Origin of the sequence: Erwinia aphidicola (genome assembly GCF_014773485.1) — a bacterium.
Classification (GTDB): Bacteria; Pseudomonadota; Gammaproteobacteria; order Enterobacterales; family Enterobacteriaceae; genus Erwinia; species Erwinia aphidicola.
Genome location: NZ_JACXBP010000002.1, coordinates 226,158 through 250,610, shown reverse-complemented (window position 1 = coordinate 250,610; position 24,453 = coordinate 226,158). Strand labels below are relative to the sequence as shown.

16 protein-coding genes are annotated in these 24,453 nt (G+C 61.2%); 4 read left to right on the top strand and 12 right to left on the bottom strand.

All coding sequences use genetic code 11. The annotated features are described in order from the left end of the window. Nucleotides 1-92 precede the first annotated feature (92 nt). Complete coding sequence (locus ID864_RS05545) at nucleotides 93-989, top strand: LysR family transcriptional regulator (RefSeq protein ID WP_048914760.1); 897 nt, start codon at nucleotides 93-95, stop codon at nucleotides 987-989. Between the two features lie 40 nt (nucleotides 990-1,029). Here ID864_RS05545 and ettA read toward each other — a convergent pair whose 3' ends face one another. Further along, complete coding sequence (gene ettA / locus ID864_RS05540) at nucleotides 1,030-2,697, bottom strand: energy-dependent translational throttle protein EttA (RefSeq protein WP_048914761.1); 1,668 nt, start codon at nucleotides 2,695-2,697, stop codon at nucleotides 1,030-1,032. Nucleotides 2,698-2,902: 205 nt separating this feature from the next. On the opposite strand from ettA, the gene ID864_RS05535 reads away from it, so the two are divergent. After that, nucleotides 2,903-3,847 (top strand): 2-hydroxyacid dehydrogenase, encoded by a 945-nt coding sequence (locus ID864_RS05535; RefSeq protein ID WP_191149530.1) that lies wholly within the window; start codon nucleotides 2,903-2,905, stop codon nucleotides 3,845-3,847. A 77-nt stretch (nucleotides 3,848-3,924) separates the two neighbouring features. Here the strand turns inward: ID864_RS05535 and deoR are convergent, their stop codons facing one another. The 10 genes from deoR to atzF form a co-directional block, all read right to left on the bottom strand. Next, nucleotides 3,925-4,665: a DNA-binding transcriptional repressor DeoR gene (gene deoR / locus ID864_RS05530; RefSeq protein WP_048914763.1), complete on the bottom strand. Its 741-nt coding sequence runs from the start codon at nucleotides 4,663-4,665 to the stop codon at nucleotides 3,925-3,927. A 147-nt stretch (nucleotides 4,666-4,812) separates the two neighbouring features. Then, nucleotides 4,813-8,751, bottom strand: a complete 3,939-nt coding sequence (locus ID864_RS05525; RefSeq protein ID WP_191149529.1) for a non-ribosomal peptide synthetase — start codon at nucleotides 8,749-8,751, stop codon at nucleotides 4,813-4,815. 276 nt (nucleotides 8,752-9,027) lie between these two features. Then, a complete protein-coding gene (gene urtE, locus ID864_RS05520) occupies nucleotides 9,028-9,726 on the bottom strand; it encodes an urea ABC transporter ATP-binding subunit UrtE (RefSeq protein ID WP_133624601.1) in 699 nt (232 codons plus the stop codon). Nucleotide 9,727: 1 nt separating this feature from the next. Beyond that, entirely contained in the window at nucleotides 9,728-10,519 is a 792-nt protein-coding gene (urtD, locus tag ID864_RS05515; RefSeq protein WP_191149528.1) for an urea ABC transporter ATP-binding protein UrtD, read from the bottom strand. Further along, nucleotides 10,512-11,588, bottom strand: coding sequence for an urea ABC transporter permease subunit UrtC (gene urtC, locus ID864_RS05510; RefSeq protein WP_187497540.1), 1,077 nt, complete (start codon nucleotides 11,586-11,588; stop codon nucleotides 10,512-10,514). The genes urtD and urtC overlap by 8 nt, the downstream gene beginning before the upstream one ends. Beyond that, the gene (urtB, locus tag ID864_RS05505) at nucleotides 11,588-13,150 is read right to left on the bottom strand and encodes an urea ABC transporter permease subunit UrtB (RefSeq protein WP_191149527.1); all 1,563 of its coding nucleotides are present in this window, start codon (nucleotides 13,148-13,150) and stop codon (nucleotides 11,588-11,590) included. Before urtB ends, urtC begins: the two co-directional genes overlap by 1 nt. A gap of 85 nt (nucleotides 13,151-13,235) precedes the next feature. Next, nucleotides 13,236-14,504, bottom strand: coding sequence for an urea ABC transporter substrate-binding protein (urtA, locus tag ID864_RS05500; protein ID WP_191149526.1), 1,269 nt, complete (start codon nucleotides 14,502-14,504; stop codon nucleotides 13,236-13,238). Nucleotides 14,505-14,531: 27 nt separating this feature from the next. Continuing rightward, entirely contained in the window at nucleotides 14,532-15,233 is a 702-nt protein-coding gene (locus ID864_RS05495) for a GntR family transcriptional regulator (RefSeq protein ID WP_048914770.1), read from the bottom strand. 2 nt (nucleotides 15,234-15,235) lie between these two features. Continuing rightward, nucleotides 15,236-18,853: an urea carboxylase gene (gene uca, locus ID864_RS05490; protein ID WP_191149525.1), complete on the bottom strand. Its 3,618-nt coding sequence runs from the start codon at nucleotides 18,851-18,853 to the stop codon at nucleotides 15,236-15,238. Further along, nucleotides 18,846-20,645 (bottom strand): allophanate hydrolase, encoded by a 1,800-nt coding sequence (atzF, locus tag ID864_RS05485; protein WP_048914772.1) that lies wholly within the window; start codon nucleotides 20,643-20,645, stop codon nucleotides 18,846-18,848. The genes uca and atzF overlap by 8 nt, the downstream gene beginning before the upstream one ends. Nucleotides 20,646-21,556: 911 nt before the next feature. Here atzF and sltY point away from each other — a divergent pair. Further along, a complete protein-coding gene (sltY, locus tag ID864_RS05480) occupies nucleotides 21,557-23,479 on the top strand; it encodes a murein transglycosylase (RefSeq protein ID WP_099753898.1) in 1,923 nt (640 codons plus the stop codon). A 93-nt stretch (nucleotides 23,480-23,572) separates the two neighbouring features. Next, nucleotides 23,573-23,905 (top strand): trp operon repressor, encoded by a 333-nt coding sequence (trpR, locus tag ID864_RS05475; protein ID WP_048914775.1) that lies wholly within the window; start codon nucleotides 23,573-23,575, stop codon nucleotides 23,903-23,905. Here trpR and yjjX read toward each other — a convergent pair. Beyond that, the gene (yjjX, locus tag ID864_RS05470; protein ID WP_048914776.1) at nucleotides 23,891-24,436 is read right to left on the bottom strand and encodes an inosine/xanthosine triphosphatase; all 546 of its coding nucleotides are present in this window, start codon (nucleotides 24,434-24,436) and stop codon (nucleotides 23,891-23,893) included. The two genes, trpR and yjjX, sit on opposite strands and share 15 nt — an antisense overlap. Between the last annotated feature and the right edge of the window lie 17 nt (nucleotides 24,437-24,453).

Genomic DNA, 24,453 nt, shown 5'->3' with positions numbered 1-24,453 from the left:
TTCTCCTTAATGATGTGATATTCAGTGTAGGTAATAAGCAGGCTAATGATAAGCTGCACAATAACGCACTAAGTGTTCGTCTGGGGTGAACAATAATGTTTAAACAGTTGCAGGATATGGCGCTGTTTGCGCTGGTCGCAGAGTGTGGCAGTTTCACGGCGGCGGCTACGCGCGCGGGATTACCGAAGTCCAGCGTCAGCCAGCGCGTCAGCCAGCTTGAACAGGCGCTGGGGCTGCGCTTAATCAACCGTACCACCCGCCAGCTCAATCTGACCTTTGCCGGGGAACGTTATCTGGTGCACTGCCAGGAGATGCTGGCCGCCAGCGAACGCGCCAGTATGGCTATCGAACGCCTGCGTGATAACCCCAGCGGGCGACTGCGCATCACTTCTCCCGCAGGCATCGGTGCCACGCTGCTGGCGCGCTTCAACGCCGGGTTCCAGCGCCAGTTTCCCGACGTCACGCTGGAGGTCTCCGTCTCTGATGAGATCCGCGATCTGGTGCAGGACGGTTTTGATGTGGCGCTGCGCACCGGGCGGCCGCAGGACTCGTCGCTGATCGGTCGGCGTATTGGTTACTGTGAGCGGATGCTGGTGGCCTCACCCGCCTATCTGGCCGATTACGACGTCCTGACACACCCCAGCCAGCTGATGGAGCATCGCAGTATTGCTCACCGGGCCTGGAGCGAATGGGTATTGAAACGTAACGAAGAGTTCTACAGCTGGCTGCTACCGCCGACCCATATGACCGACAACCTGGTGTACGCGCGCGAATGTGCGCTGGGCAATGCCGGGATTACGTTACTGCCGCTCTTTATGATCAATGAATTATTACCGCGGGGTGATTTAGTGCGGGTGTTACCGGAATGGGAAGTGGAGGGGAATGAACTGTGGCTGGTTTACCCGAGCCGAAAGCTGAACTCACCCGCGCTGGCGCGCTTTATTGAATTTGCCATGCAGTCGCCGGTATTCCGCGAATTTTATCAGTAGGGGGCGACCTTTTACTGGTCGCCCCGCAAGCCTGAATAGCTTACTTAATCATACGCTTGTACTTGATACGCTTCGGCTCCAGCGCTTCGGCGCCCAGCGTGCGTTTCTTGTACTCTTCGTATTCGGTGAAGTTACCTTCGAAGAACTCGATCTTGCCTTCATCCTGATAGTCCAGAATGTGGGTGGCAATACGGTCGAGGAACCAGCGGTCGTGCGAGATCACCATGGCACAGCCCGGGAACTCCAGCAGGGCGTTTTCCAGCGCGCGCAGGGTTTCGATGTCGAGGTCGTTGGTCGGTTCATCCAGCAGCAGCATGTTGCCGCCAACCTGCAGCAGCTTCGCCAGGTGCAGACGACCGCGCTCACCACCGGAGAGTTCGCCAACGCGTTTACCCTGATCAACCCCTTTAAAGTTAAAGCGGCCAACGTAGGCACGGCTTGGCATCTCGGTGTTGCCGATACGCATAATATCCTGGCCGCCGGAGACTTCTTCCCAAACGGTTTTAGAATTATCCATGCTGTCGCGGAACTGATCGACCGACGCCAGCTTAACGGTTTCACCCAGCACGATCTCGCCGGAGTCAGGCTGCTCCTGACCGGACATCATGCGGAACAGCGTGGATTTACCCGCGCCGTTCGGACCGATGATGCCGACAATCGCACCCTTAGGAACCGAGAAGGAGAGGTCGTCAATCAGCAGGCGGTCGCCATAGGATTTACGCAGGTTGCTGACTTCCAGCACCTTGTCACCCAGGCGTGCTCCAGGTGGAATGAACAGTTCGTTGGTTTCGTTACGCTTCTGGTACTCGGTGTTGTTCAGCTCTTCAAAGCGCGCCAGACGGGCCTTGCCTTTGGACTGCTGACCTTTGGCACCTTTGCGCACCCACTCCAGCTCTTTCTCAATCGATTTACGACGAGCGGCTTCGGATGAGGCTTCCTGCGCCAGACGCGCATCTTTCTGCTCCAGCCAGGAAGAGTAGTTACCTTCCCACGGAATACCTTCGCCGCGGTCCAGCTCGAGGATCCAACCCGCTACGTTATCCAGGAAGTAACGGTCGTGGGTAATCGCCACCACGGTCCCTTCGAAGTCGTGCAGGAAGCGTTCCAGCCAGGCCACGGATTCGGCATCCAGGTGGTTGGTCGGTTCGTCCAGCAGCAGCATGTCCGGCTTTTCCAGCAGCAGGCGGCACAGAGCGACGCGGCGGCGCTCACCACCGGACAGGTTAGCAATTTTTGCATCCCAGTCCGGCAGGCGCAGCGCATCGGCCGCACGCTCCAGCTGGGTATTCAGGTTGTGGCCGTCGTGCGCCTGGATGATCTCTTCAAACTTGCCCTGCTGAGCGGCGAGCTTGTCGAAGTCAGCATCCGGCTCGGCGTACTTGGCGTACACCTCGTCCAGCCCTTTCAGCGCGCCCACCACTTCGGCCACGGCTTCTTCCACCGATTCGCGCACGGTGTGTTCCAGGTTCAGCTTCGGTTCCTGCTCCAGGTAGCCGATCTTCAGGCCTGGCTGCGGGCGTGCTTCCCCTTCGATATCTTTATCGATGCCGGCCATGATGCGCAGCAGGGTGGATTTACCCGCACCGTTCAGACCCAGTACGCCGATCTTGGCACCTGGGAAGAAACTGAGGGAGATGTTCTTTAAAATATGACGCTTCGGCGGTACGACTTTGCCGACGCGATGCATGCTATAGACGAATTGAGCCACGTTGGGTTGAGCCTCTTATGGTCTGGGGTTTAATTGGGGCAAAACAGCTGCCCACTCAGATAGCGGAGTTTAGCTGTTTTCCCCTGCTATTCACAGCCGGGACGGCCTGATTATCCTGATATCGCTACAAGCGCCTGTTTCTGATTGATTTCTGTTCAGTTACGGCTAAGCTGGTTTTTTTGCCTTTAAAACCATGGAGATATCAATGAGAGTTCTGATAGCCGCGGAAGAGAATGCCTGGGGTGGGATGATCCAGCAGTTTCGCCAGCGTTTGCCCGACGTCGAATTTGTCGCATCGCCGGGCCACGCGGCGGAAAGCCTGGCCGGTTTTGACGCGTTGATCCCCGGCATGGCGAAGGTCACTCCCGCTCTGTTGCGCACCGCCGATCGCCTCAAGCTGATTCAGCAGGCCGGGGCCGGGCTGGAAGGGGTGGATATCGCCAGCGCCCATGCGCAGGGCGTGATGGTGGCGAACGTACCGTCCGACCGCTCCGGCAACGCCGACTCGGTGGCGGAGCTGGGCATCTGGATGATGATCGGGCTGGCGCGTAAGGCTAACCAGGTGCCACAGATGATCGCCACGCGCCAGCTTGGCCTGCCGGTTGGCATGGGACTGAAGGGCAAAACCGTCGGGCTGGTCGGGCTGGGGGGCATTGGCAAAGCGCTGGCGCAGAGGCTGGCGGCGTTTGAGATGCGTACGATCGGCGTTAAGCGCAGCGCCGATGATGACTTTGCCCGCCAGCATCGTCTGGCGTGGGTCGGAGAGATGGACTGCCTGCCGCAGCTGCTGCGGGAAGCTGACTTTGTGGTGCTCAGCCTGCCGGATAACCCGGCGACCCATCATATTATTGATGAAGCGGCGCTGGCGCAGATGAAGCCGGGGGCTTTTCTGATTAATCTCGGGCGCGGCGGGCTGATTGAGAAGTCTGCGCTGCTGGCGGCGCTCGCGAACGGTCAGCTGAGCGGCGCCGGGCTGGACGTGTTCTGGCAGGAGCCGCCCGAGCCGCAGGATGCGTTGTTCAGCTATAACGTGATTGCCACCCCGCACATTGGCGGCGTGACCGATATCTCGCTGGCTGGCAATGTCGCGGCGGTGTGTGAGAATTTACGCCGCCTGCGCGATGGCGAAGAGATTTTAAATCGCTGGTAAAGCGCAGCGGGCGGAGCGAAAAAGAAGGTCCGCCCCTACCGTTTCTGCGGTCGCCGCGCGCCGAGAGTTTGCGCCGGTTACGGGGTGATAACCTCAATACCGATGTCGTACCCGGGGGCGGCATCGCTGATTAAGCCGTTAAACGCGCTGAGATCGGCGATGCGCGCCGGCAGCACCTTGCCATATTTGCTGCTGTCGGCCACCAGTAACTTCTGGCGCGCGCGCTGCAGTGCCAGAAGCTTCATCGGCAGCTCGTTCAGGTTGTAGCAGCTGGCACCCTGCTGCACATCGATTCCGGCGGCGGAGATGAACGCCTTATCCGGACACAGGCTGTCCATCACTGACAGCTGACCCAGCGGGGTGAAGATGGCGTTATCCGCGTGGAACTCGCCGCCGCACAGGATCACCCGGGCATTTTTCTCTTTCAGCGCGAGGAAAGTGTTCATCGCACAGCAGACGGCGGTAAACGGCAGGTCGGGATCGATGGCGTCAATCACCCACGGAATGGTGGTACCGCAGTCAAAATAGACCGTTTCATTGGCATTGATCAGCGAGCTGGCGTGCTGGCCCAGCAGGCGCTTTTGCTCGACATGCTGCCCCTGCTGATCGGAAACAAAATAGTGGTTCTGGTGACGCATCGGGTCGCTGACGATGTAGCCGCCCAGCAATACCACCGCGCCCGGGCCTTCATTCAGGTCGCGGCGAATGGTCATCTCAGACACCCCAAGCAGTTGAGCCGCCTCTTTCAGATGGATTTTATCGGTGCCTTTCAGCGCCTGGGCCAGCTTATTGATGCGCTCGTCGCGCCGGGTTTCCATGAGTTTGTTTCCAGTTGTCGCGGAATTTGGAGTTTACCGTCAATAAGATAGGGCTGCAAACAGCAGGGCGCAGGCAGGTAAAAACAGGGGGCGGGCATGCCCGCCCCCTACGCAGGAACGCGGATGTTGCATGCCTGACCCGCTGGTTTACGCCGCGCTGCTGCCGATCTTCTGCGCCAGGTTCAGCGCGGCGACGATCGGTTCGTGGCACAGGATAATCGAATGGTGATTGGCCGCCAGCGGGATCACCTGCAGCTGCGGGCAGACTTTACCCAGGCCATTATCGCTCAGCGCCAGCAGTTCCACGCCGTCGATACCGTCCATGCTCAGGTCGGCAAACTCGGTGGCTTTAAACAGCGTCACCCGGCTGTGGCGCAGCGGGGCGCTCAGCGGCTGGTTGTTCATCGACAGTTCAAGCTGCTCAATGCGCAGCGCGCGTTCGGCCGCTTCCCCCTCGATGCCGATCATCGCCAGCAGTGGCGCCAGCATGCCCGCCACAATGCGCTGCTGAATGTCGGTCTGGTACAGGCTGTCGAGCAGGCAGAGATGGATATCGCGATAGCCGCGCTGCTCGAGCTGAGCGGCTATCTCCAGCGCAATCACGCCACCGAGCGACCAGCCCAGCAGCTGCACTGGCTGCTGGCGCGACAGCCCCTGGCTCACCATATGCTGCAGGTAATAGCTGGCGAGCGCCGACAGCGACGGGATAGGCGGCTGGTGGTACAGATTGTAATTATTGATGCCGATGGCATTGAGCTGGCCGTCAAACGCCTGCGCCAGATCGCGGTAGATCTCACAGCCAACCACCGCCGGATGCACCATCCACAGATTACCTGCTTCAGCGGGCGAGTTCAGGCGCTGGGTGAGCCGGAACTGCGCCGCGGGCTGGTTGAGCTGCTGCAGCAGTTTCTGCATCGGCAGCGGCGCGTGAGCCTGCGCGTTCAGCTCCGCGCATCCGGCGATGGCGCGCGCCTGGGCGCTTAGCGTGCTGTTGGCAAACAGGGTTTTCATCTCCAGCGCGATGCCCGCGCGCTTGAGCTTCACCATCAGCTGGATGGCGTGCAGCGAGTGGCCGCCAAGCGCGAAGAAATCGTCGTCGCAGCCGATGTTCTCCACCTGTAGCAGCTCGCGCCACCACGCTGCCAGCTGGCGTTCACCCGCGCTCTGCGGGGCGCGCCACGCCGTTTCTTCCGCCTGCCACGCAGGCTGCGGCAATGCTTTGCGGTCCAGCTTACCGTTAGGGGAGAGCGGAAACGCATCCAGCCGCACAAAGGCGCTGGGGATCATATATTCCGGCAGCGCGTCCTGCAGGGTGCGGCGCAGCTTCTCGCGCAGGCCGGGCTGCGGGGCGGCAACCAGCCAGGCGATCAGCCGTTTGTCACCCCGGCCGTCGTCGCAGGCCATCACCACCACATCGTCGATGCCGCTAAATCCGGCAATCTGCTGCTCAATCTCGCCCAGCTCAATGCGCAGGCCGTGGATTTTCACCTGGAAATCATTGCGCCCGAGGTACTCAATGCTGCCATCCTCCAGCCAGCGCGCCAGATCGCCGGTTTTATACAGGCGGGCAGCGGGGTCGCTGCTGAACGGGTCGGCAATAAAGCGCTCGGCGCTCAGCTGTTCGCGGTTAAGGTAGCCGCGCGCCACCTGCACGCCGCCGATATGCAGCTCGCCGCTGACGCCCGGCGGCAGCGGTTGCAGCTGTGCATCAAGGATATAGAGCTGGGTGTTGGCGACCGGTCTGCCAATCGGCACCAGCCCGCGCGCATCGTCGCGCCGGCAGTGCCAGAAGGAGACATCCACCGCCGCTTCGGTCGGGCCGTACAGATTATGCAGTTCGGCATCCGGCAGCTGCTGGTGGAAGCGCTGCACTGCCGCCAGCGGCAGCGCTTCGCCGCTGCACATCACCTTGCGCAGCGGGCGGCACCGTTCCATGTCGCCGTGGCGAAGAAACAGCTGCAGCATTGAAGGGACGAAGTGCAGGGTCGTGACCTGCTGTGCGGCGATAAGCTGGCTGAGGTAGTCCGGGTCCTGGTGACCCGCCGGCCTGGCGATGGCCAACCGTGCGCCGACCATCAGCGGCCAGAAGAACTCCCACACCGAGACATCAAAGCTGAACGGGGTTTTTTGCAGTACGCAGTCCTGCGGCGTCAGCCGGTACTCCTCCTGCATCCAGCGCAGGCGGTTCATCACCCCGAGGTGTTCGTTCATGACCCCTTTCGGTTTGCCCGTTGAGCCGGAGGTGTAGATAACATAGGCCAGCGAGCGCTGGGGATCGGCGGCCAGCGCGGGCAGATTAGCCTCGCGCTGAGTTTGCCAGCGGGCGGCATCGCGGCTCAGATGCCAGACCGGCAGATCGGCGCCCAGCAGCGGGCTCAGCGCCTGCTCGCCGGCATCGTCGAGCAGCACCAGCGCGGCCCCGCAGTCGCTGAGCATATGGCTGAGGCGATCCGGCGGATAGTCGGGATCGAGCGGTACGTAAGCGCCGCCGGATTTGAGGATCGCCAGCAGCGCCGTCACCATCTCACTGCTGCGGGCGCAGCACAGCGCCACGCGATCGTCAGGGCCAATCCCCGCCTGGCGCAGTTCTGCCGCCAGCCGGTTAGCGCGCTGATTGAGCTGCTGATAGCTGACGTTGCCGCCGTGACCGCACAGCGCAACGGCGCCGGGCGTGCGTGCCGTCTGCTGCTCAAACCCGCAGTGAATGCCTTCCGGCAGCGGCCACTGCTGTTCAGTGTTATTCCACTGGCCGAAGATCTGCTGCTGTTCCTGCGGCAATAGCAGTGGGATCTGCGCCAGCGGCTGCTCTGCGCCGTGGTCGAGCAGATGATCCAGCAGCATCAGCAGGCGGTCGGCGCTGCGCTGCGCATCGGCGGCGCTGAACCAGGCTTCATTGAAGTTAAACTCCAGCAGCGGCGCATCGCCGGGGTGATAGTGGCGCAGATAAAGCGCCAGCGGCATCTGTTCAAAACCGTGATGCAGGGTTTCCACTTTCAGCTGGCTGCCTTCCAGTTCAATATCGGTCGGGAAGACTTCCAGCGAAAAGCTCAGGTCATACAGCTGGCGGCGGCCCTGCTGCCCGAGGCGCAGCTGGCGGTTAAGCTCGGCAATCGGGAAGCGCTGGTGGCGGTAGCAGCAGCGAAGTTCGGCGGCAATCTGGCTCATCAGGGCGCTGAATGGCTGGCTGAGGTCAACGCTGAGTGCCACCGGGATCATCGAAGAGAACATGCCAAGCGTACGCTTGTGCTGAGCGCCGCTGCGGTTATGGACCGGCACGCCGAGCGTCAGCTGTTCAACCTGCCACAGGCGGCTGTACCAGCAGGCCAGCAGCGCGGTCATCAGGTGCATCGGCGAACAGCCGTGTGCGGCGGCCAGGGCGCACAGGCGCTGATAGCGCTCCAGCGGAAGAGGGCGGTTAATCTGCTGGCTGGGCCACGCCTGGCCTGGGTCAAAGCCGGCACGCCGCTCCATTCCCGGCTGGGCATGCTCAGCAAAGCGCGTCAGCCAGAAGGCGCGGTCGCGTTCATAGCGTGTGGACTGCAAATAGGCGCAGTCGTTAGCGATAAAGTCACGATAGCCGAAAATCTGCTGGTGGGCTGCTAACTGACCGTTTTTCAGCTGTTTGTAGCGATCCATAATCATGCCGCTCAGCAGAGAGACTGAAGTCCCGTCGGCGATAATATGATGGGCATTAATCAACCATAAGGCAGTTGTCGCCGTGGTTTTAATAAATACGCAGCGCCAGAGTAATTCTTCATACAGTTTAAAAGGTTGATTAAATTTATCCTTTAGGTATTCGCGGGCTTTTTTTTCGGCGTCGTTATCCTGACTAAAGTCGTGGTATTCGAGAGTGAAGTCTTGATTCGATACGGTCGTCTGAATGATACCGCCTTCACTCTCTTTTAAGGTTAATTTCAGCGCATCATGTTGGGCGAGAGTTTCATTTATTGCCTGATTTAACAGGGTGATATCAACCTCTCTTTCAATGCGCCACAGCGCGCCAACGTTGTAGCAGGGGGTGGATGGTGTTAATAACTGATCGAGCCAGACGGCTTGCTGCACGCTGGTTAGCGGATAAATAGCCACGCGAGTACCTCCATTAAAGGATCGGTAAATTTGATTTCATGACAATACAGGAAAGTAGTATATGAATATTTCCAAAATATGAAATGAAATTAAATTTATTTCTTTATGAAGAATATTCAGTAACGGCAGGGAATTATAATATTGCGGGCGGAGATATAAATCTATTAATGAGATGGTAATTTATTTAATTGGGATTATTAACATGATTTTTTTAAAGGCCGACCGAGAAATCCGTAGGGGCCGACCCTCTTTTTCCGTCGGCCCGCCGTATCAAAATCAAATCGCTACTAACCCGCGCACCCCGTCGCTTTCCATCTCCTTGCCGAGGCCGCGCTGGACAATCTCACCGCGCGACATCACCAGATAGCTGTCGGCCAGCTCGGCGGCAAAGTCGTAAAACTGTTCAACCAGCAGGATCGCCATATCGCCGCGTGCGGCCAGCTGACGGATCACCGCGCCGATCTCCTTGATCACCGACGGCTGGATCCCTTCCGTCGGTTCGTCGAGGATCAGCAGCTGCGGCCTGCAGGCCAGCGCGCGGCCAATGGCTAACTGCTGCTGCTGGCCACCGGAAAGATCGCCGCCGCGCCGCTGCTTCATCTGCCACAGTACCGGAAACAGCTGCCAGATCTCCTCCGGCACCTGACGCGCCTGGCTGCCGGAAAAACGTGCCAGCCCCATGAGCAGATTCTCCTCTACCGTCAGGCGCGGGAAGATCTCGCGCCCCTGCGGCACGTAGGCGATGCCCGCCTGCACGCGCTGGTGCGGCTTGCGCCCGTTGATCGGCTTATCCTGCCAGCTGATGGTGCCGGACTTCGCCGGGATCAGCCCCATCAGGCATTTAAGCAGCGTGGTTTTCCCTACGCCGTTGCGCCCCAGCAGGCAGGTGATCTCACCCGCTTTAACCTCAAACGACAGGCCGCGCAGAATGTGGCTGCCGCCATAATATTGATTTAGTTCAGTAACCTGTAACATATCAGCGCCCCAGATAAACTTCGATAACCTGCTCGTTGGCCTGCACCTCGCGCAGCGATCCTTCCGCCAGCACCTGGCCCTGATGCAGCACCGTCACGTGGTCGGCGATGGTTTCGACAAAGCCCATATCGTGCTCAACCACCATCAGCGAATGCTTGCCGGCCAGCGAGCGGAACAGCTCGGCGGTGTATTCGGTTTCGGCATCCGTCATGCCTGCCGCCGGTTCATCCAGCAGCAGCAGGTGCGGGTCCTGCACCAGCAGCATGCCGATTTCCAGAAACTGCTTCTGCCCGTGCGACAGCAGCCCGGCGGGGCGCTGACGTTCCGCCCCGAGGCGCAGCAGCTTCAGCACCTCATCAATGCGGTCCTGCTGCTCGCCGTTAAGCTTTGCCCGCAGGCAGGCCCATACCGACTTATCGGTTTTCAGCGCGATCTCCAGATTTTCAAACACCGTCAGCGCGGCAAACACCGTTGGTTTCTGGAACTTGCGCCCGATGCCGATGCGTGCGATTTCGACAGGGGAAAGCGTGGTCAGGTCAGTGCTCTGGTCGTAGAACACCCGGCCATTGTCCGGGCGGGTTTTGCCGGTTATCACATCCATCAGGGTGGTTTTTCCCGCGCCGTTCGGGCCGATGACGCAGCGCAGTTCACCGACGCCAATCTGAAGTGACAGGTCGGTCAGCGCTTTAAAACCGTCAAACGAGACGTTGATTTTTTCCAGCTGGAGCACCGGGTCGGTCTGCAGGCGATGGCGGTCTGCCGGGTGTGGCTGGGTAAACAGGGGTTCAGTCATGCTTCCTCCGGCGCAGCAGGCCAATCACGCCACGCGGCAGGAACAGCGTGACGAGGATAAACATCAGGCCTAAGAAGAACAGCCAGTATTCCGGGAAGGCGACGGTGAACCAGCTTTTCGCGCCGTTGACGATCCCGGCTCCGAGCAGCGGACCGATCAGCGTGCCGCGCCCGCCGAGCGCCACCCAAATGGCAGCCTCAATTGAGTTGGTTGGCGACATTTCGCCGGGGTTGATAATCCCCACCTGCGGCACGTACAGCGCGCCCGCCAGCCCGCACAACACGGCGGAGAGCGTCCAGACAAACAGCTTGAAGCCTTTCGGATCGTAGCCGCAAAACATCAGGCGATTTTCGGCATCGCGCACTGCCGTCAGCACGCGGCCAAACTTGCTGCGTGCCAGGGCGAAACCGACGGCGAGGCTGGCTGCCAGCAGCAGCACGCTGGCGACAAACAGCCCGACGCGGGTGCGGGTGGCGGTGACAGGGAAGCCAAGCAGCGTGGTGAAGCCGGTGAAGCCGTTATTGCCGCCAAAGCCGGTTTCGTTGCGGAAGAACAGCAGCATCCCGGCGTAGGTCAGCGCCTGGGTCATAATCGAGAAGTAGACGCCTTTGATTTTCGAGCGAAAGGCGAACCAGCCGAACACCAGCGCCAGCATCCCCGGCACCAGCACAATCAGGCACAGCGCCCAGGCAAAATGCTGCGTTCCCGCCCAGAACCACGGCAGCTCGTTCCACGACAGGAAGGACATAAACGCCGGCAGGCCATCCCCCGCTGCCTGGCGCATCAGATACATGCCCATCGCATAGCCGCCGAGGGCAAAGAACAGCCCGTGGCCAAGCGACAGCAGCCCGGCGTAGCCCCACACCAGGTCGAGCGCCACCGCGACAATGGCATAGCAAAGGATCTTGCCGACCAGCGTCAGTGTATAGGTGGAGATCGCCAGCGGGTTGTCCGCCGGTAGCAGGGCCAGAAACGGCATCAGCAGCAGGGCGAGCAGCAGTAGCGCGCCAAGGCAGAGCGTCAGGCGCGGCGCTTTCTGCGCCACGGTAAGCGTTATCGGTTGCGTCATCAGTCAATCACCCTGCCTTTTAAGGCGAACAGCCCCTGCGGTCGCTTCTGAATAAACAGCACGATGAGCACGAGGATCAGGATTTTGCCGAGTACCGCACCAATCTGCGGCTCCAGCACCTTGTTGAGAATACCCAGGCCCAGCGCGGCGACCACGGTGCCCGCCAGCTGGCCGACGCCGCCGGTGACCACCACCAGGAAGGAGTCGATGATATAGCCCTGTCCCAGCTCCGGACCGACGTTGCCAAGCTGCGACAGCGCCACGCCGCCCAGCCCGGCAATACCGGACCCGAGGCCGAATGCCAGCATATCCACGCGTCCGGTCGGTACGCCGCAGCAGTCGGCCATCGCGCGGTTCTGCGTCACCGCACGCACGTTCATCCCGAGGCGGGTTTTATTCAGCAGCAGCCAGGTGAGCACCAGCACGCCGATAACAAACAGGATCACCGCCAGGCGGTTGTACGGCAGCACCAGGTTTGGCAGCACCTGTAAGCCCCCGGAGAGCCAGGGCGGGTTAGCGACCTCAAGATTCTGCGAGCCAAACAGCACGCGCACCAGCTGGATCAGCATCAGGCTGATGCCCCAGGTCGCCAGCAGGGTTTCCAGCGGGCGGCCATACAGGTGGCGAATGATGGTGCGCTCCAGCGCCATGCCGACCGCGGCGGTGATAAAGAACGCCACCGGCAGCGCCAGCAGCGGATAAAACACCAGCCACTCCGGGGCGAAACGCTGGAACAGGCTCTGTACCATCCAGGTGGCGTAGGCGCCGATCATCAGCATCTCGCCGTGCGCCATATTGATCACCCCGAGCAGGCCGTAGGTGATCGCCAGGCCAAGCGCCGCCAGCAGCAGCACCGATCCGAGCGACAGGCCGGTGAAGGCCTGGCCGAGCAGGTCGCCGAGCAGCAGGCGATGGCGGATCTGTTTCAGGCTGTCGGCGGCGGCGGCACGCACGCTGGCATCGGCTTCAACGCTGGGTTGCAGCAGGCGTTCGAGGCTGGCTTGCGTCTGCGGATCGCTGGTTTCGCCCAGCAGCTTCACCGCTTCGAGGCGCACCTGCGGGTTAGCGTCGGCCAGCTGCAGCCCGGCAACGGCCTGCGCCAGCACCGCCTGCACGCGGCTGTCCGGTTCGGCGGCCAGCCGCTGTTTCAGCAGCGGCAGCTGGTCGGCCTGCGCATCATTTTGCAGCGTGCGCGCCGCGCTCAGGCGCTGGGCGCTATCCGGGCTGACCAGCTGGTGGGCGGCGAGGGTGGTGGCGATCATCACCCGCAGCCTGTTGTTCATAAACAGCTTTTTGGTGCTGCCGGCGGGCGCATTGCTGCCTTCCAGCGGCGTCAGCTGGCCATTAATCTGGCTGAAGGGGTGTTTATTGTCGTCCAGCACGACACGCTCCTGGCGCAGAGCCTGCAACAGCGGCAGGCGTGCGGCATCCGGTGCGGCGGCCCACTGCTGCAGAAGTTTCAGCTGATCGCTGCGGCTGGCGGCGGCAAAATCGGCGGCCGGTCCGGCCTGAACAAGCCAGGGCAGGCTGAGCAGCAGTAACAGCAGGAATCGCATCATCATATTTCGCTCCGGGAGTGGGCGGGGCATGCCCCGCCACTACGCTTTTAGGGCCGGGCATGCTCCGCCCCTACGCTTTTACGGCGGATTAATTGCTGGTTTTTACCGGGCTATCCGGCTTTTTATCGTTGCCGGCGATATACGGGCTCCACGGCTGGGCGCGCACCGGTTTGTCGGTCTGCCAGACCACGTTGAACTGGCCGTTATCTTCGATCTCGCCAATCATCACCGGCTTATGCAGGTGGTGGTTGGTCTGATCCATGGTCAGGGTGAAGCCGTCCGGCGCGGCAAAGGTCTGCCCGGCCATCGCCGCACGAACCTTATCCACGTCGGTAGTGCCCGCTTTCTCAACCGCCTGCGCCCACATATGGATGCCGACATAGGTGGCTTCCATGGGATCGTTGGTCACCACGGTATCGGCGTTCGGCAGCTTGTGCGCCTTGGCGTAAGCGCGGTAGGCAGCGACGAACTGCTTGTTGGTTGGGTTATCCACCGACTCGAAGTAGTTCCACGCGGCGAGGTTGCCGACCAGCGGTTTAGTGTCGATGCCGCGCAGCTCCTCTTCGCCTACCGAGAAGGCGACCACGGGCACATCGGTGGCTTTGATGCCCTGGTTAGCCAGCTCTTTATAGAACGGTACGTTGGAGTCACCGTTGATGGTGGAGACCACCGCCGTTTTACCACCCGCCGAGAATTTCTTGATGTTGGCGACGATTGTCTGGTAGTCGCTGTATCCAAACGGCGTGTAGACCTCTTCGATGTCGCTATCCTTCACGCCTTTTGAGTGCAGGAAGGCGCGCAGGATTTTGTTGGTGGTGCGCGGGTAGACGTAGTCAGTGCCGAGCAGGAAGAAGCGCTTAGCGGAACCGCCATCTTCGCTCATCAGATATTCCACCGCCGGGATCGCCTGCTGGTTTGGCGCGGCGCCGGTGTAGAACACGTTGGGCGACATCTCTTCGCCTTCATACTGCACCGGGTAGAACAGCAGGCCGTTCAGCTCCTCAAACACCGGCAGCACGGACTTGCGCGACACCGAGGTCCAGCAGCCGAACACCACGGCGGCTTTATCCTGAGTCAGCAGCTGGCGCGCCTTTTCGGCAAACAGCGGCCAGTTAGAAGCCGGGTCAACCACCACCGGCTCCAGTTTTTTCCCCAGCACGCCGCCTTTGGCGTTGATCTCATCAATGGTCATCAGCGCCACATCCTTCAGCGGCGATTCGGAAATCGCCATGGTGCCGGACAGGGAATGCATAATCCCCACTTTGATGGTGTCAGCCGCCTGCACGCTCCACGACAGACCCATTGCCACAACGCTGGCAGACAGCGCGAATGCCTTGATAAACGAACGTCTCTTCATCAGTGAACCCCTAAAAGTAGTGAAAGATTATGTGGATGAAACATTGTGTAGCCTTGCCTGCTGTAACATATGGAGGGTAATTTTTCTGACCTCGGCCCGACTGCCGGCAATGTGATCGGTCAGGATGCGCTGAGCCTCCTCGCTGTGCTGATGCAATATCGCGCGTAAAATGCGCGCGTGTTCGTTATAGGTGGCGCTAATGCGATCCGCGCGGGTGAAGTCGAGGCGGCGAATAATGCGGATCTTCTCCGTCAGTTCGGCGTGAATGCGCGCCATTTCGCTGTTGCCTGCGCTGGCGACCAGCGCCAGATGGAACGCCTCATCGTGCAGCGACACGGCATTGCCGTCTGCCAGACGCGCTTCGTCGATCCAGAAGCAGGTCAGCCGGGTTAGCAGCTGGGCGCAGTCAGCGGCAGGCAGGCAGCACAGGCGTTTCACCGCTTCGCACTCCAGCACAATGCGCAGGTCATACAGCTCTTCGAAGTAGGCGAAGTCGAACTGCCGCACCTGCCAGCCGCTGCGGAACCACACCTCGACATAGCCTTCGCGCTCCAGGCGGAACAGCGCCTGGCGCACCGGCGTGCGGCTGACCTCCATGCGCTCCGCCACTTCGCTTTCGCTGAAGCGGTCGCCCGGCATCAGGCGAAAGTCGAAGATGTCGTTTTTCAGCCGCTGGTAAACGCGATCGGCCAGCGCTTCCGGCCGATCTTTACTGCGTTTGGCCTCCATGACTATTCCAGCCATAGCAGGGCATCGCCGGGGCTGACCGGGCGGCCTGGCTGGCAGCCGATGCGCTTCACGCGCCCGGCCTGCGGGGCGTTGATCGCCAGCTCCATTTTCATCGCTTCCACGATGATCAATGGCTGCCCGGCTGCCACTTCGTCGCCCGGCTGCACCAGCACTTTCCAGATATTGCCGTTCATGTCGGCGCTGACCTGCAGCGCGCCGTCATCCTCTGGCGCCGGGCACAGCGTCTCTTCGCTGGTCAGCGGCGCGCCTTCCTCCTCCTGCGCCCACAGCGCCACTTCGGTCTCAAAGGCGCTGGCCTGCCTGCGGCGGAATTCAGCGATAGAGTGCGCATTTTCGTTAAGAAACTGCGTATGTTCGGCGAAATCAAACAGCGACGGCTCGATGCGAATGGTGGCGCGCCCCTCGCGGAAATCGTCGCGCAGCACGTCCAGCTCGGCTTCGCTCACCGGGTAGAAACGGACCTGGTCGAAGAAGCGCAGCAGCCACGGCTCGCTGGCGGCGAACTGTTCGTTCTTGAGGAACTTGTTCCAGATTGGCAGCGTGCGCCCGACCAGCTGGTAGCCGCCCGGTGAGTCCATGCCGTAGATGCACATGTACATGCCGCCGATGCCGACGGTACCTTCGGCGGTAAAGGTGCGCGCCGGGTTGTATTTCGAGCTCAGCAGGCGGTGGCGCGGGTCGATCGGCACGGCGCACGGTGCGCCGAGGTAAACGTCGCCGAGGCCGAGGATCAGGTAGCTGGCATCAAAAAGGGTGCTGCTGACCTCTTCACGGCTGCTGAGGCCGTTAATACGCTGGATGAAATCAACGTTGTTGGGCAGCCACGGCGCGCTGGTGCGCACGGTTTCGGCATAGCGCTCAACCGCTCCCAGCGTGGCGCTATCCTCAAAGGCCATCGGCAGGTGAACGATGCGCGACGGCACTTTCATCTGCGTGACGTCGCCGAGATTTTTTTCCAGCTGAAGCAGCAGGGTCATCAGCTGTTTCTGGCTGAGGATCTGGCTGTCGTAGCGAATTTGCAGCGAGCGCACGCCCGGAGACAGCTCCTCAACCCCCGGCTGGCCGGACTCGCGCAGCGCAGTCATCAGCAGGTGAACGCGCAGGCGCAGCGCCAGATCCAGCACGTTGTCGCCATACTCCAGCAGGATGTAGTTGTCGCCCGCCTGGCGATAAATCGCGGTTGGCGTGCTGGTAGTGGCTTTGATCGCCGCCAGAACCGTGCCCGAGCCCTGTGCGGTTTGCGCCAGTGACGGCACGGCAAAGGGGGCGCAGTGCAGGGCGCTCAGGCTGTCGACGCTGCGGTCCTGCGCCTGCTCCAGCGCGTGCGCCTCGTCGAAACCGATCGGATGGAAGCGGATGCGGTCACCCGGTTTCACCTGGCCAACCTTCCACAGTTCGGCTTTGGCGATGGTCACCGGGCAGACGAAGCCGCCGAGGCTCGGTCCGTCACGGGTGAGGATCACCGGGAAGTCGCCGGTAAAGTTGACCGCGCCGATGGCGTATTCACAGTCGTGGACGTTGGACGGATGCAGACCGGCTTCGCCGCCGTTGGCGCGTGCCCACCCCGGTTTTGGGCCGACTAAGCGCACCCCGAGGCGGTTTGAGTTGTAGTGCACCTGCCACTCGGCGGCGAAGAACTCGTCAATCGACTGCTGGGTGAAGAAGTCCGGGGCGCCGTGCGGGCCGTACAGCACGCCGATGCGCCACTCGTCGCCATACACAGGCTGCTGCGCCGGGGCCAGCGCGGCGGGTTCAGTCTGCGGGGCGGGCGTGGTGCAGGCGGCCAGCTCAGGCTGGGAGATCGCCAGCATATCGGCGACGCGCAGGGTGCGCCCGGCGTGGCCGCCAAACTGACCCAGGGCGAAGGTCGAGCGGCTGCCGAGGTATTCCGGCACGTCGAAACCGTTGCGCACCGCCAGATAGGTGCGGCAACCCTGCTGAGCACGGCCGAGGGTCAGCGTCTGCCCGGCTTTAACCTTTAGCGGCTGCCAGTACGCCACCTCTTCGCCGTCCAGCGCTGCCGGGCAGGCGGCACCGGTCAGGGCAATCAGCGCGTCGCTGTGAAAACGCAGGGTTGGCCCCTGAAGAGTGAACTCCAGCCCGGCGGCCTCTTTAGCATTGCCGACGATGCGGTTGGCCAGGCGAAAAGCGTAATCATCCATCGGGCCGGACGGCGGCACGCCGATGTCCCAGTAGCCGAGGCGGCCCGGATAGTCCTGAATGCTGCTCCAGGTGCCGGGCTGGATCACCTCGATCACCGGCGCTTTTGGCGTGAAGCCGTCGAGCAGGCGCGTCCAGACGTTGCCGGTGCGGAAGGCCTCGGTGGCGACGATCTGGCGCAGGTAGTCGAGGTTGGTGGCGATGCCGTGCAGGCGGGTTTCACTGAGCGCCGCCTGCATTTTTTCCAGCGCCGCCGCGCGGCTGTCGGCATGGACAATCAGCTTGGCGATCATCGGATCGTAGAACGGCGAGACTTCGGTGCCGGTACTGATCCAGCTGTCGACGCGCACCCCCTCCGGGAAGCAGACTTCGGTCAATACGCCGGGGCTGGGCTGGAAGTTTTTCAGCGGATCTTCAGCGTAAATACGCACTTCGATCGAGGCGCCCTGCGGCATCCGGGCCATCTTCGCCCAGTCCGGCTGTTCCCCGGCGGCGACCTGCAGCATGCACTCCACCAGATCCAGCCCGGTCACGCACTCGGTGACCGGGTGCTCCACCTGTAAGCGGGTGTTCACTTCGAGGAAAAAGAATTCGTCGCGCGCCGCGTCATAGATATATTCCACCGTCCCGGCGCTGCGATAGTTGACCAGCTCGCCGAGCTTAACGGCGGATGCCAGCAGGGCAGCGCGGGTGGCGGCAGGCAGGTTCGGCGCCGGGGTCTCTTCCACCACTTTCTGATTACGGCGCTGCAGCGAGCAGTCGCGTTCGCCGAGGGCCACAACCTTGCCTTTACCGTCACCGAAGATCTGTACTTCGACGTGGCGCGCCTGGTCGATGCAGCGCTCCAGAAACACCCCTGCGTCGCTGAAGAACTGTTCGCCGAGGCGGCGCACGCTCTCCCAGGCGCTGATGAGTGCGGCCTCATCCGCGCAGCGCGTCAGGCCGATGCCGCCACCGCCCGCGGTGCTTTTCAGCATCACCGGGTAGCCGATACGGGTGGCGGCTGCGATGGCATCGTCCAGTGAGGCTAGCAGCGGGGTGCCGGGCGTCATCGGCACGCCAGCGGCGGCGGCCAGCTCGCGCGCGCGGTGCTTGAGGCCAAACTCGCCAATCTGCTGCGCGGTCGGGCCGACAAATTCAATCCCGGCGGCTTCACAGGCGGCGGCGAAGGCCAGGCTCTCGGAGAGGAAGCCGTAGCCCGGCCAGATCGCTTGGGCACCGCTCTGTTTGGCGGCGGTGAGGATCTTGTCGATTGCCAGGTAGCTGTCGCTGGCTTTATCCCCGCCGAGGGCGATAGCGATGTCGGCATCCTTGACGTGCTGCGCGTTTTTATCGGCGTCGGAGTAGACCGCCACGCTGGTCACGCCGAGGCGCTTCAGGGTGCGGATGGCGCGGCAGGCAATCTCGCCGCGGTTAGCGATCAGAACAGTGCTAAACATGAGATTTCTCCTCGCGGCTCAGCCAGCGACGCCAGCCGCCGAATTCGGTAATGTCAGTGGCCTGCGTCAGCGCCGCAGGTTCGCAGATAAAGCCTTTCACCGTGCGGCCATCGGCCAGCTCCAGCGTACCGATGCCGAGCGGGGCGGGGATCTCCGCCACGAACTCGCCAAAGCGCGCCAGCGGGATATCCCACAGCTCAACGATAATGGCGCTGCCTGCGCTATCGCGTGCCAGGCCCGGCTTTGGCGGGGTAGTGTTGGCCAGCGCGTACAGACGGTAGCAGGCGGCGGTGGTGGTCTCTTCAACCCGCACCGCATCGCGGCGCGTCAGCTGGTGGTTGAGCGGCATTCCGCTAAGGTGCGCGCCGACCACCGCCACGCGCACGTGCAGCGCGGAGGCAGGCAGATCGTTGGCGAACGGCAGCGGCCTGCCGGTGGCGCCGAGGCTCAGGGCCTGGCGCTTCTGCCAGCGGCTGCCAAAGGTCGCCAGCGCCCGGTCATACCAGGCCGGGGCGATCAGCGTAATGCCCGCAGGCAGGCCGTCGGCGCGGAACGGGCCCGGCAGCGCAAGGGCTGACAGGTCGGCGAGGTTGGTGAAGTTGGTGTAAGTGCCGAACTGCGAGTTGTAGCGCACCGGCTCCTGCTTCATCTCTTCCAGGGTGTGAATGGTCGGCGAGGTGGGCACCACTAAGGCGTCGAACTGGCTCAGCGTCTGCTGGATCTGACGGGTCAGTTCGGCCCGCAGGTACTCAGCCTTAAAGGCATCCACCGCGCTGTAGCTGTTGCCGCTGGCGACGATGCCATACACCACCGGGTCCATCTCTTCCGGGCGCGACAGCATTTCGCCCACCGCCACGGTGCGCTCTGCCACCCACGGGCCGTAGTAGAGCTGCTCGGCGAGTTGAGTGAAGGGGGTGAAGTCGATCGGATGCAGCGTGGCTCCGCCAGCGATTAATTTGTCCAGGGCGGCCTGCCACGCATCCTGCGCCTGTTGGTCACCGAAGAACTCCGGACTGGCCGGAATCGCGAAACGCGCCGCTTCCGGCAGCGAGGCCGGGGCAAGGCCTGGGTTAACACGCGAGTAGGCGTCGAGGCTGTCATAACCCCCTGCGCAGCTGGCGGCGAGGAAGGCATCTTCCACCGTCAGGGCAAAGATTGAGATGGTGTCATTCAGGCGGCAGGCGGGCACCACGCCGGTGGCGGAGAGCCAGCCTTTGGTGGGCTTCAGGCCAACAATATTGTTAAACCCGGCCGGAACGCGCCCGGAGCCGGCCGTGTCGGTGCCAAGGGCGAAGCACACCAGGCCGCGCGCGGTGACGGAGGCAGAGCCAGAGCTGGACCCGCCGCTGACGTAGTCAGGATTAAAGGTGTTACACACCGCGCCAAACGGCGAGCGCGTGCCGACCAGCCCGGTGGCGTATTGATCGAGATTGGTTTTGCCGATGGCAATCGCGCCGGCGGCCTTGAGATTCGCGACTGCCACGGCATCGCTTTCCGCGGTGTAGGTAAATGCCGGGCAGGCGGCGCTGGTCGGCCAGCCGGCAATATCAATATTGTCTTTCACCGCAAAGGGGACGCCAAACAGCGGCAGCGAGGCGGGATCCTGCTGCCAGGCGACCAGCAGCGGTTCCAGCTGCGCACGCAGCTGCGCCTTCGTCGCCAGGTAGAGCCAGGCGTTGTCATCGATAGAGAGCGAGGCCAGCAGCGCCTCCAGCGTGGAGAGCACCTCCTGTGGATGCTGCTGATGGTGCTGCTGCCACTGCTGGAGCGTAAACCCGGTGGTCAAAGCCATATGTTGAATTCCGTCTGGTATACAAGATGGAATTCAACAAAGCAAACGATGTGCCAGTTTTTAATATATTGATTTAAAGCGATATTTTAAAATTCAGACTGACCGCATGCACGCTCAGTGCGCAGGCTTTGTACAAAGTTGGGGCAAGGGTTGGACCGTTGCAGGGGGCGACCGCTTTTTTGTGTCGCTCCGTGTTTTCAATGTCGGGCCGATCGAAAAAGAGGATCGACCCCTACAAAGGAATGCGAGCGTGCCGAGCGAAAAAATGGCGTAGGGGCGACCGCTTTTTTTGGTCGCCCAGTGTCTTCAATGCCGGGTCGATCGAAAAAGAGGATCGACCCCTACAAAGGAATGCGAGCGTGCCGAGCGAAAAAATGGCGTAGGGGGCGACCGCTTTTTTTGGTCGCTCCGTGTTTTCAATGCCGGGCCGATCGAAAAAGAGGATCGACCCCTACAAAGGAATGCGAGCGTGCCGAGCGAAAAAATGGCGTAGGGGGCGACCGCTTTTTTTGGTCGCCCCGTATCTTCAATGCCGGGTCGATCGAAAAAGAGGATCGACCCCTACAATGGAATGCGAGCGTGCCGAGCGAAAAAATGGCGTAGGGGGCGACCGCTTTTTTTGGTCGCCCCGTGTTTTCAATGTCGGGTCGATCGAAAAAGAGGATCGACCCCTACAATGGAATGCGAGCGTGCCGAGCGAAAAAATGGCGTAGGGGGCGACCGCTTTTTTTGGTCGCTCCGTGTTTTCAATGCCGGGTCGATCGAAAAAGAGGATCGACCCCTACAGAGGAGTGGGGGTGTCATTCCGTAAATATTTGTTCAGTTCATGGCACGTTGGGCCGCACCTGGTTAGCATGAAGGGGATACATTTCGCGGTTCAGGATAATTAAGGCGGTAACGTGGGGAAAGTCATGGCGGACAAGTGGCAGTTATGGGTAGTAGCGGCGTGCTTAACGGCAGCCACCGGCAGTGCCTGGGCGGATTCACTGGATGAACAGCGTACCCGCTACCTGCAAATCAAGCAGGCGTGGGACAGCAAGCAGATGGATACCGTCGACCAGCTGATGCCGACGCTGCGCGATTATCCACTCTATCCCTATCTGGAGTATCGTCAGCTGGCGCAGAACCTCGATCAGGAGACCGGGCTGGCGGTGAACGCATTTATCCAACGTTACCCGACGCTGCCGCCGGTGCGCTCGCTCTCCTCACGCTTTGTTAATGAACTGGCCCGCCGCGAAGACTGGCGCGGGCTGCTGGTGTTCAGCCCGCAGGCGCCGAAGCCGGTTGCGGCGCGCTGCAACTGGTATTACGCCAAATGGGCAACCGGCGAGCAGCAGGTGGCCTGGGAGGGAGCGAAGTCGATTTGGCTGACCGGAACCTCGCTGCCTGCTACCTGCGATAAGCTGTTTACCGTCTGGCAGCAGGCCGGACAGCAAAACCCGATCACCACGCTGGAGCGCATCCGCCTGGCGATGAAGGCGGGTAACGGCAGCCTGGTGAATTTCCTTGCTAAGCAGCTGCCGCAGGATTATCAGACCATTGCCAATGCGGTGATGGATCTGCAAAACAATCCGGGCACCATTGAGAACTTCGCGCGCAGCGTGGGGCCGACCGACTTTACCCGCCAGGCCACGGTGATTGCCTTTGCCAGCGTGGCGCGCAGCGATGTGGAGAATGCGCGCCAAATGATCCCGACGCTGGTGCAGCTGCAAAAGCTCGACGAACAGCAGGCGCAGGAACTGAAAGAGACCGTGGCCTGGCGTCTGATGGGCAACGATATCACCAGCGAACAGGCGCGCTGGCGCGACGATGTGGTGATGCGCAGCGATTCAACGTCGCTGATTGAGCGGCGGGTGCGCATGTCGCTGGGCAATAACGATCGCCGCGGTATGAATACCTGGATCGCCCGTCTGCCGGTGGAAGCGAAAGAGAAAGACGAGTGGCAGTACTGGCAGGCCGACCTGCTGCTGGAGCAGGGGCGCAAGGATGAAGCGCAAGGCATTCTGCGCAAGCTGATGCAGGAGCGCGGCTTCTACCCGATGGCCGCTGCGCAAAAGCTGGGCGTGGACTATCCGCTGCAGGTTGATACGGCTCCGGCGGTCGACAGCAGCCTGACCAGCGGCCCTGAGATTGCCCGCGTGCGCGAGCTGATGTACTGGGGGATGGATAACCTGGCGCGCAGCGAGTGGAGCTACCTGGTCTCCAGCCGTACCACCTCGCAGCAGCAGATGCTGGCCAGCTACGCGCGTCAGCAGAACTGGTGGGATCTCAGCGTGCAGGCAACGATCACCGGCAAACTGTGGAACAGCCTGCAGGAGCGTTTCCCCATCGCCTGGCAGCCGCAGTTTGAACGCAATATCAGCGGTAAGAGCATCCCGATCAGCTATGCCATGGCGATCGCCCGTCAGGAGAGCGCCTGGAACCCGAAAGCGCGATCCCCGGTGGGCGCCGCGGGCCTGATGCAGGTGATGCCCGCCACGGCGCAGCACACCGTGACTAAATTTGCTATTCCGGGCTACAGCAACAGCAGCCAGCTGCTGGATGCGGAAACCAATATCCAGATTGGTACGCAGTATCTGGAATCGGTCTATCAGCAGTTTGGTCAGAACCGTATCTTTGCCTCGGCGGCGTACAACGCGGGTCCGTCGCGGGTGCGCACCTGGCAGGGCAACAGCGCCGGGCGCATTGACGTGGTGGCGTTTGTGGAGACGATCCCGTTTTCAGAAACCCGTGGCTACGTGAAGAACGTGCTGGCGTATGACGCTTACTACCGCCACTTCCTGAATAAGTCCGATAAGCTGTTTGCCGACAGCGAGTGGCAGCAGCGTTACTAAATTTGATTGTGCGCAGCCGATACAGCTGTAGCTTCAAGTATGCAGACGATGATGGTATGCTTCTGTACTAGTTAAATAGTATGGCGGCATATCATGAACGAACACGCACCCATTCCCGTTACCGCAGAGCCAGCCAATGAAGACTGGCTGCGCTTTGTCACGCTGCTACAGCGCGCCTATCAGGGTGAGCTTCATCTGCCGCTGCTGCAGCTGATGCTGACCCCGGACGAGCGTGAAGCGCTGGGAACCCGGCTACGGATTATTGAAGAGCTGATGCGCGGCAAGATGAGCCAGCGTGAGCTGAAGAATGAGCTGGGTGCGGGGATTGCCACGATTACCCGTGGCTCGAACAGCCTGAAAAGTGCGCCGCCAGCCCTGAAGCAGTGGCTGGAGGCGCAGCTGCTAAATGGCTCAGATAAGGTCTGAGCCATCATCGGCTTTGCGCTGATAGATGTCGTTATGGAACGGGCACAGCGCGAGGATCAGCGCCTGATGGTAAACGCTGGTGCGCGTCAGATGGCCTGCGGTAAACGCCCCGATAGCACCACCTTTGTGCTTAATATTCTCAACACCGGTCAGGCGCGCCATTTCATCACCCAGCTCGCGCCCGGCGTGAATGCCCTTCATCACAATCGCCGGCAGGGTGAAGCTGGCAGAGCGTGATTCACCACGCAGCTTATGGTTTTCTATCACCATCCACGCGAAGGCGCTGTCATCTTCAATACCGGCTTCAATCGCGACCCAAAAGTCGGCTTCTGGTCTGACCTGGCGGGCATTCATCACGCGCTGACGTGCGCCAGTTCGCGTTTCTGTGTTTGTGATCGGCTGTGCGGCCACGCCGCTATCGACCTCGACACCTTCAATATGGCAGGATCCCTCGCCAAATATATCGCTGAACGCTTGAGAAATTGCCTTAATTTTGGCGGGATTGATGGTAGCAGCGACAACATGGTACATAATTGTTTGAACCCTCT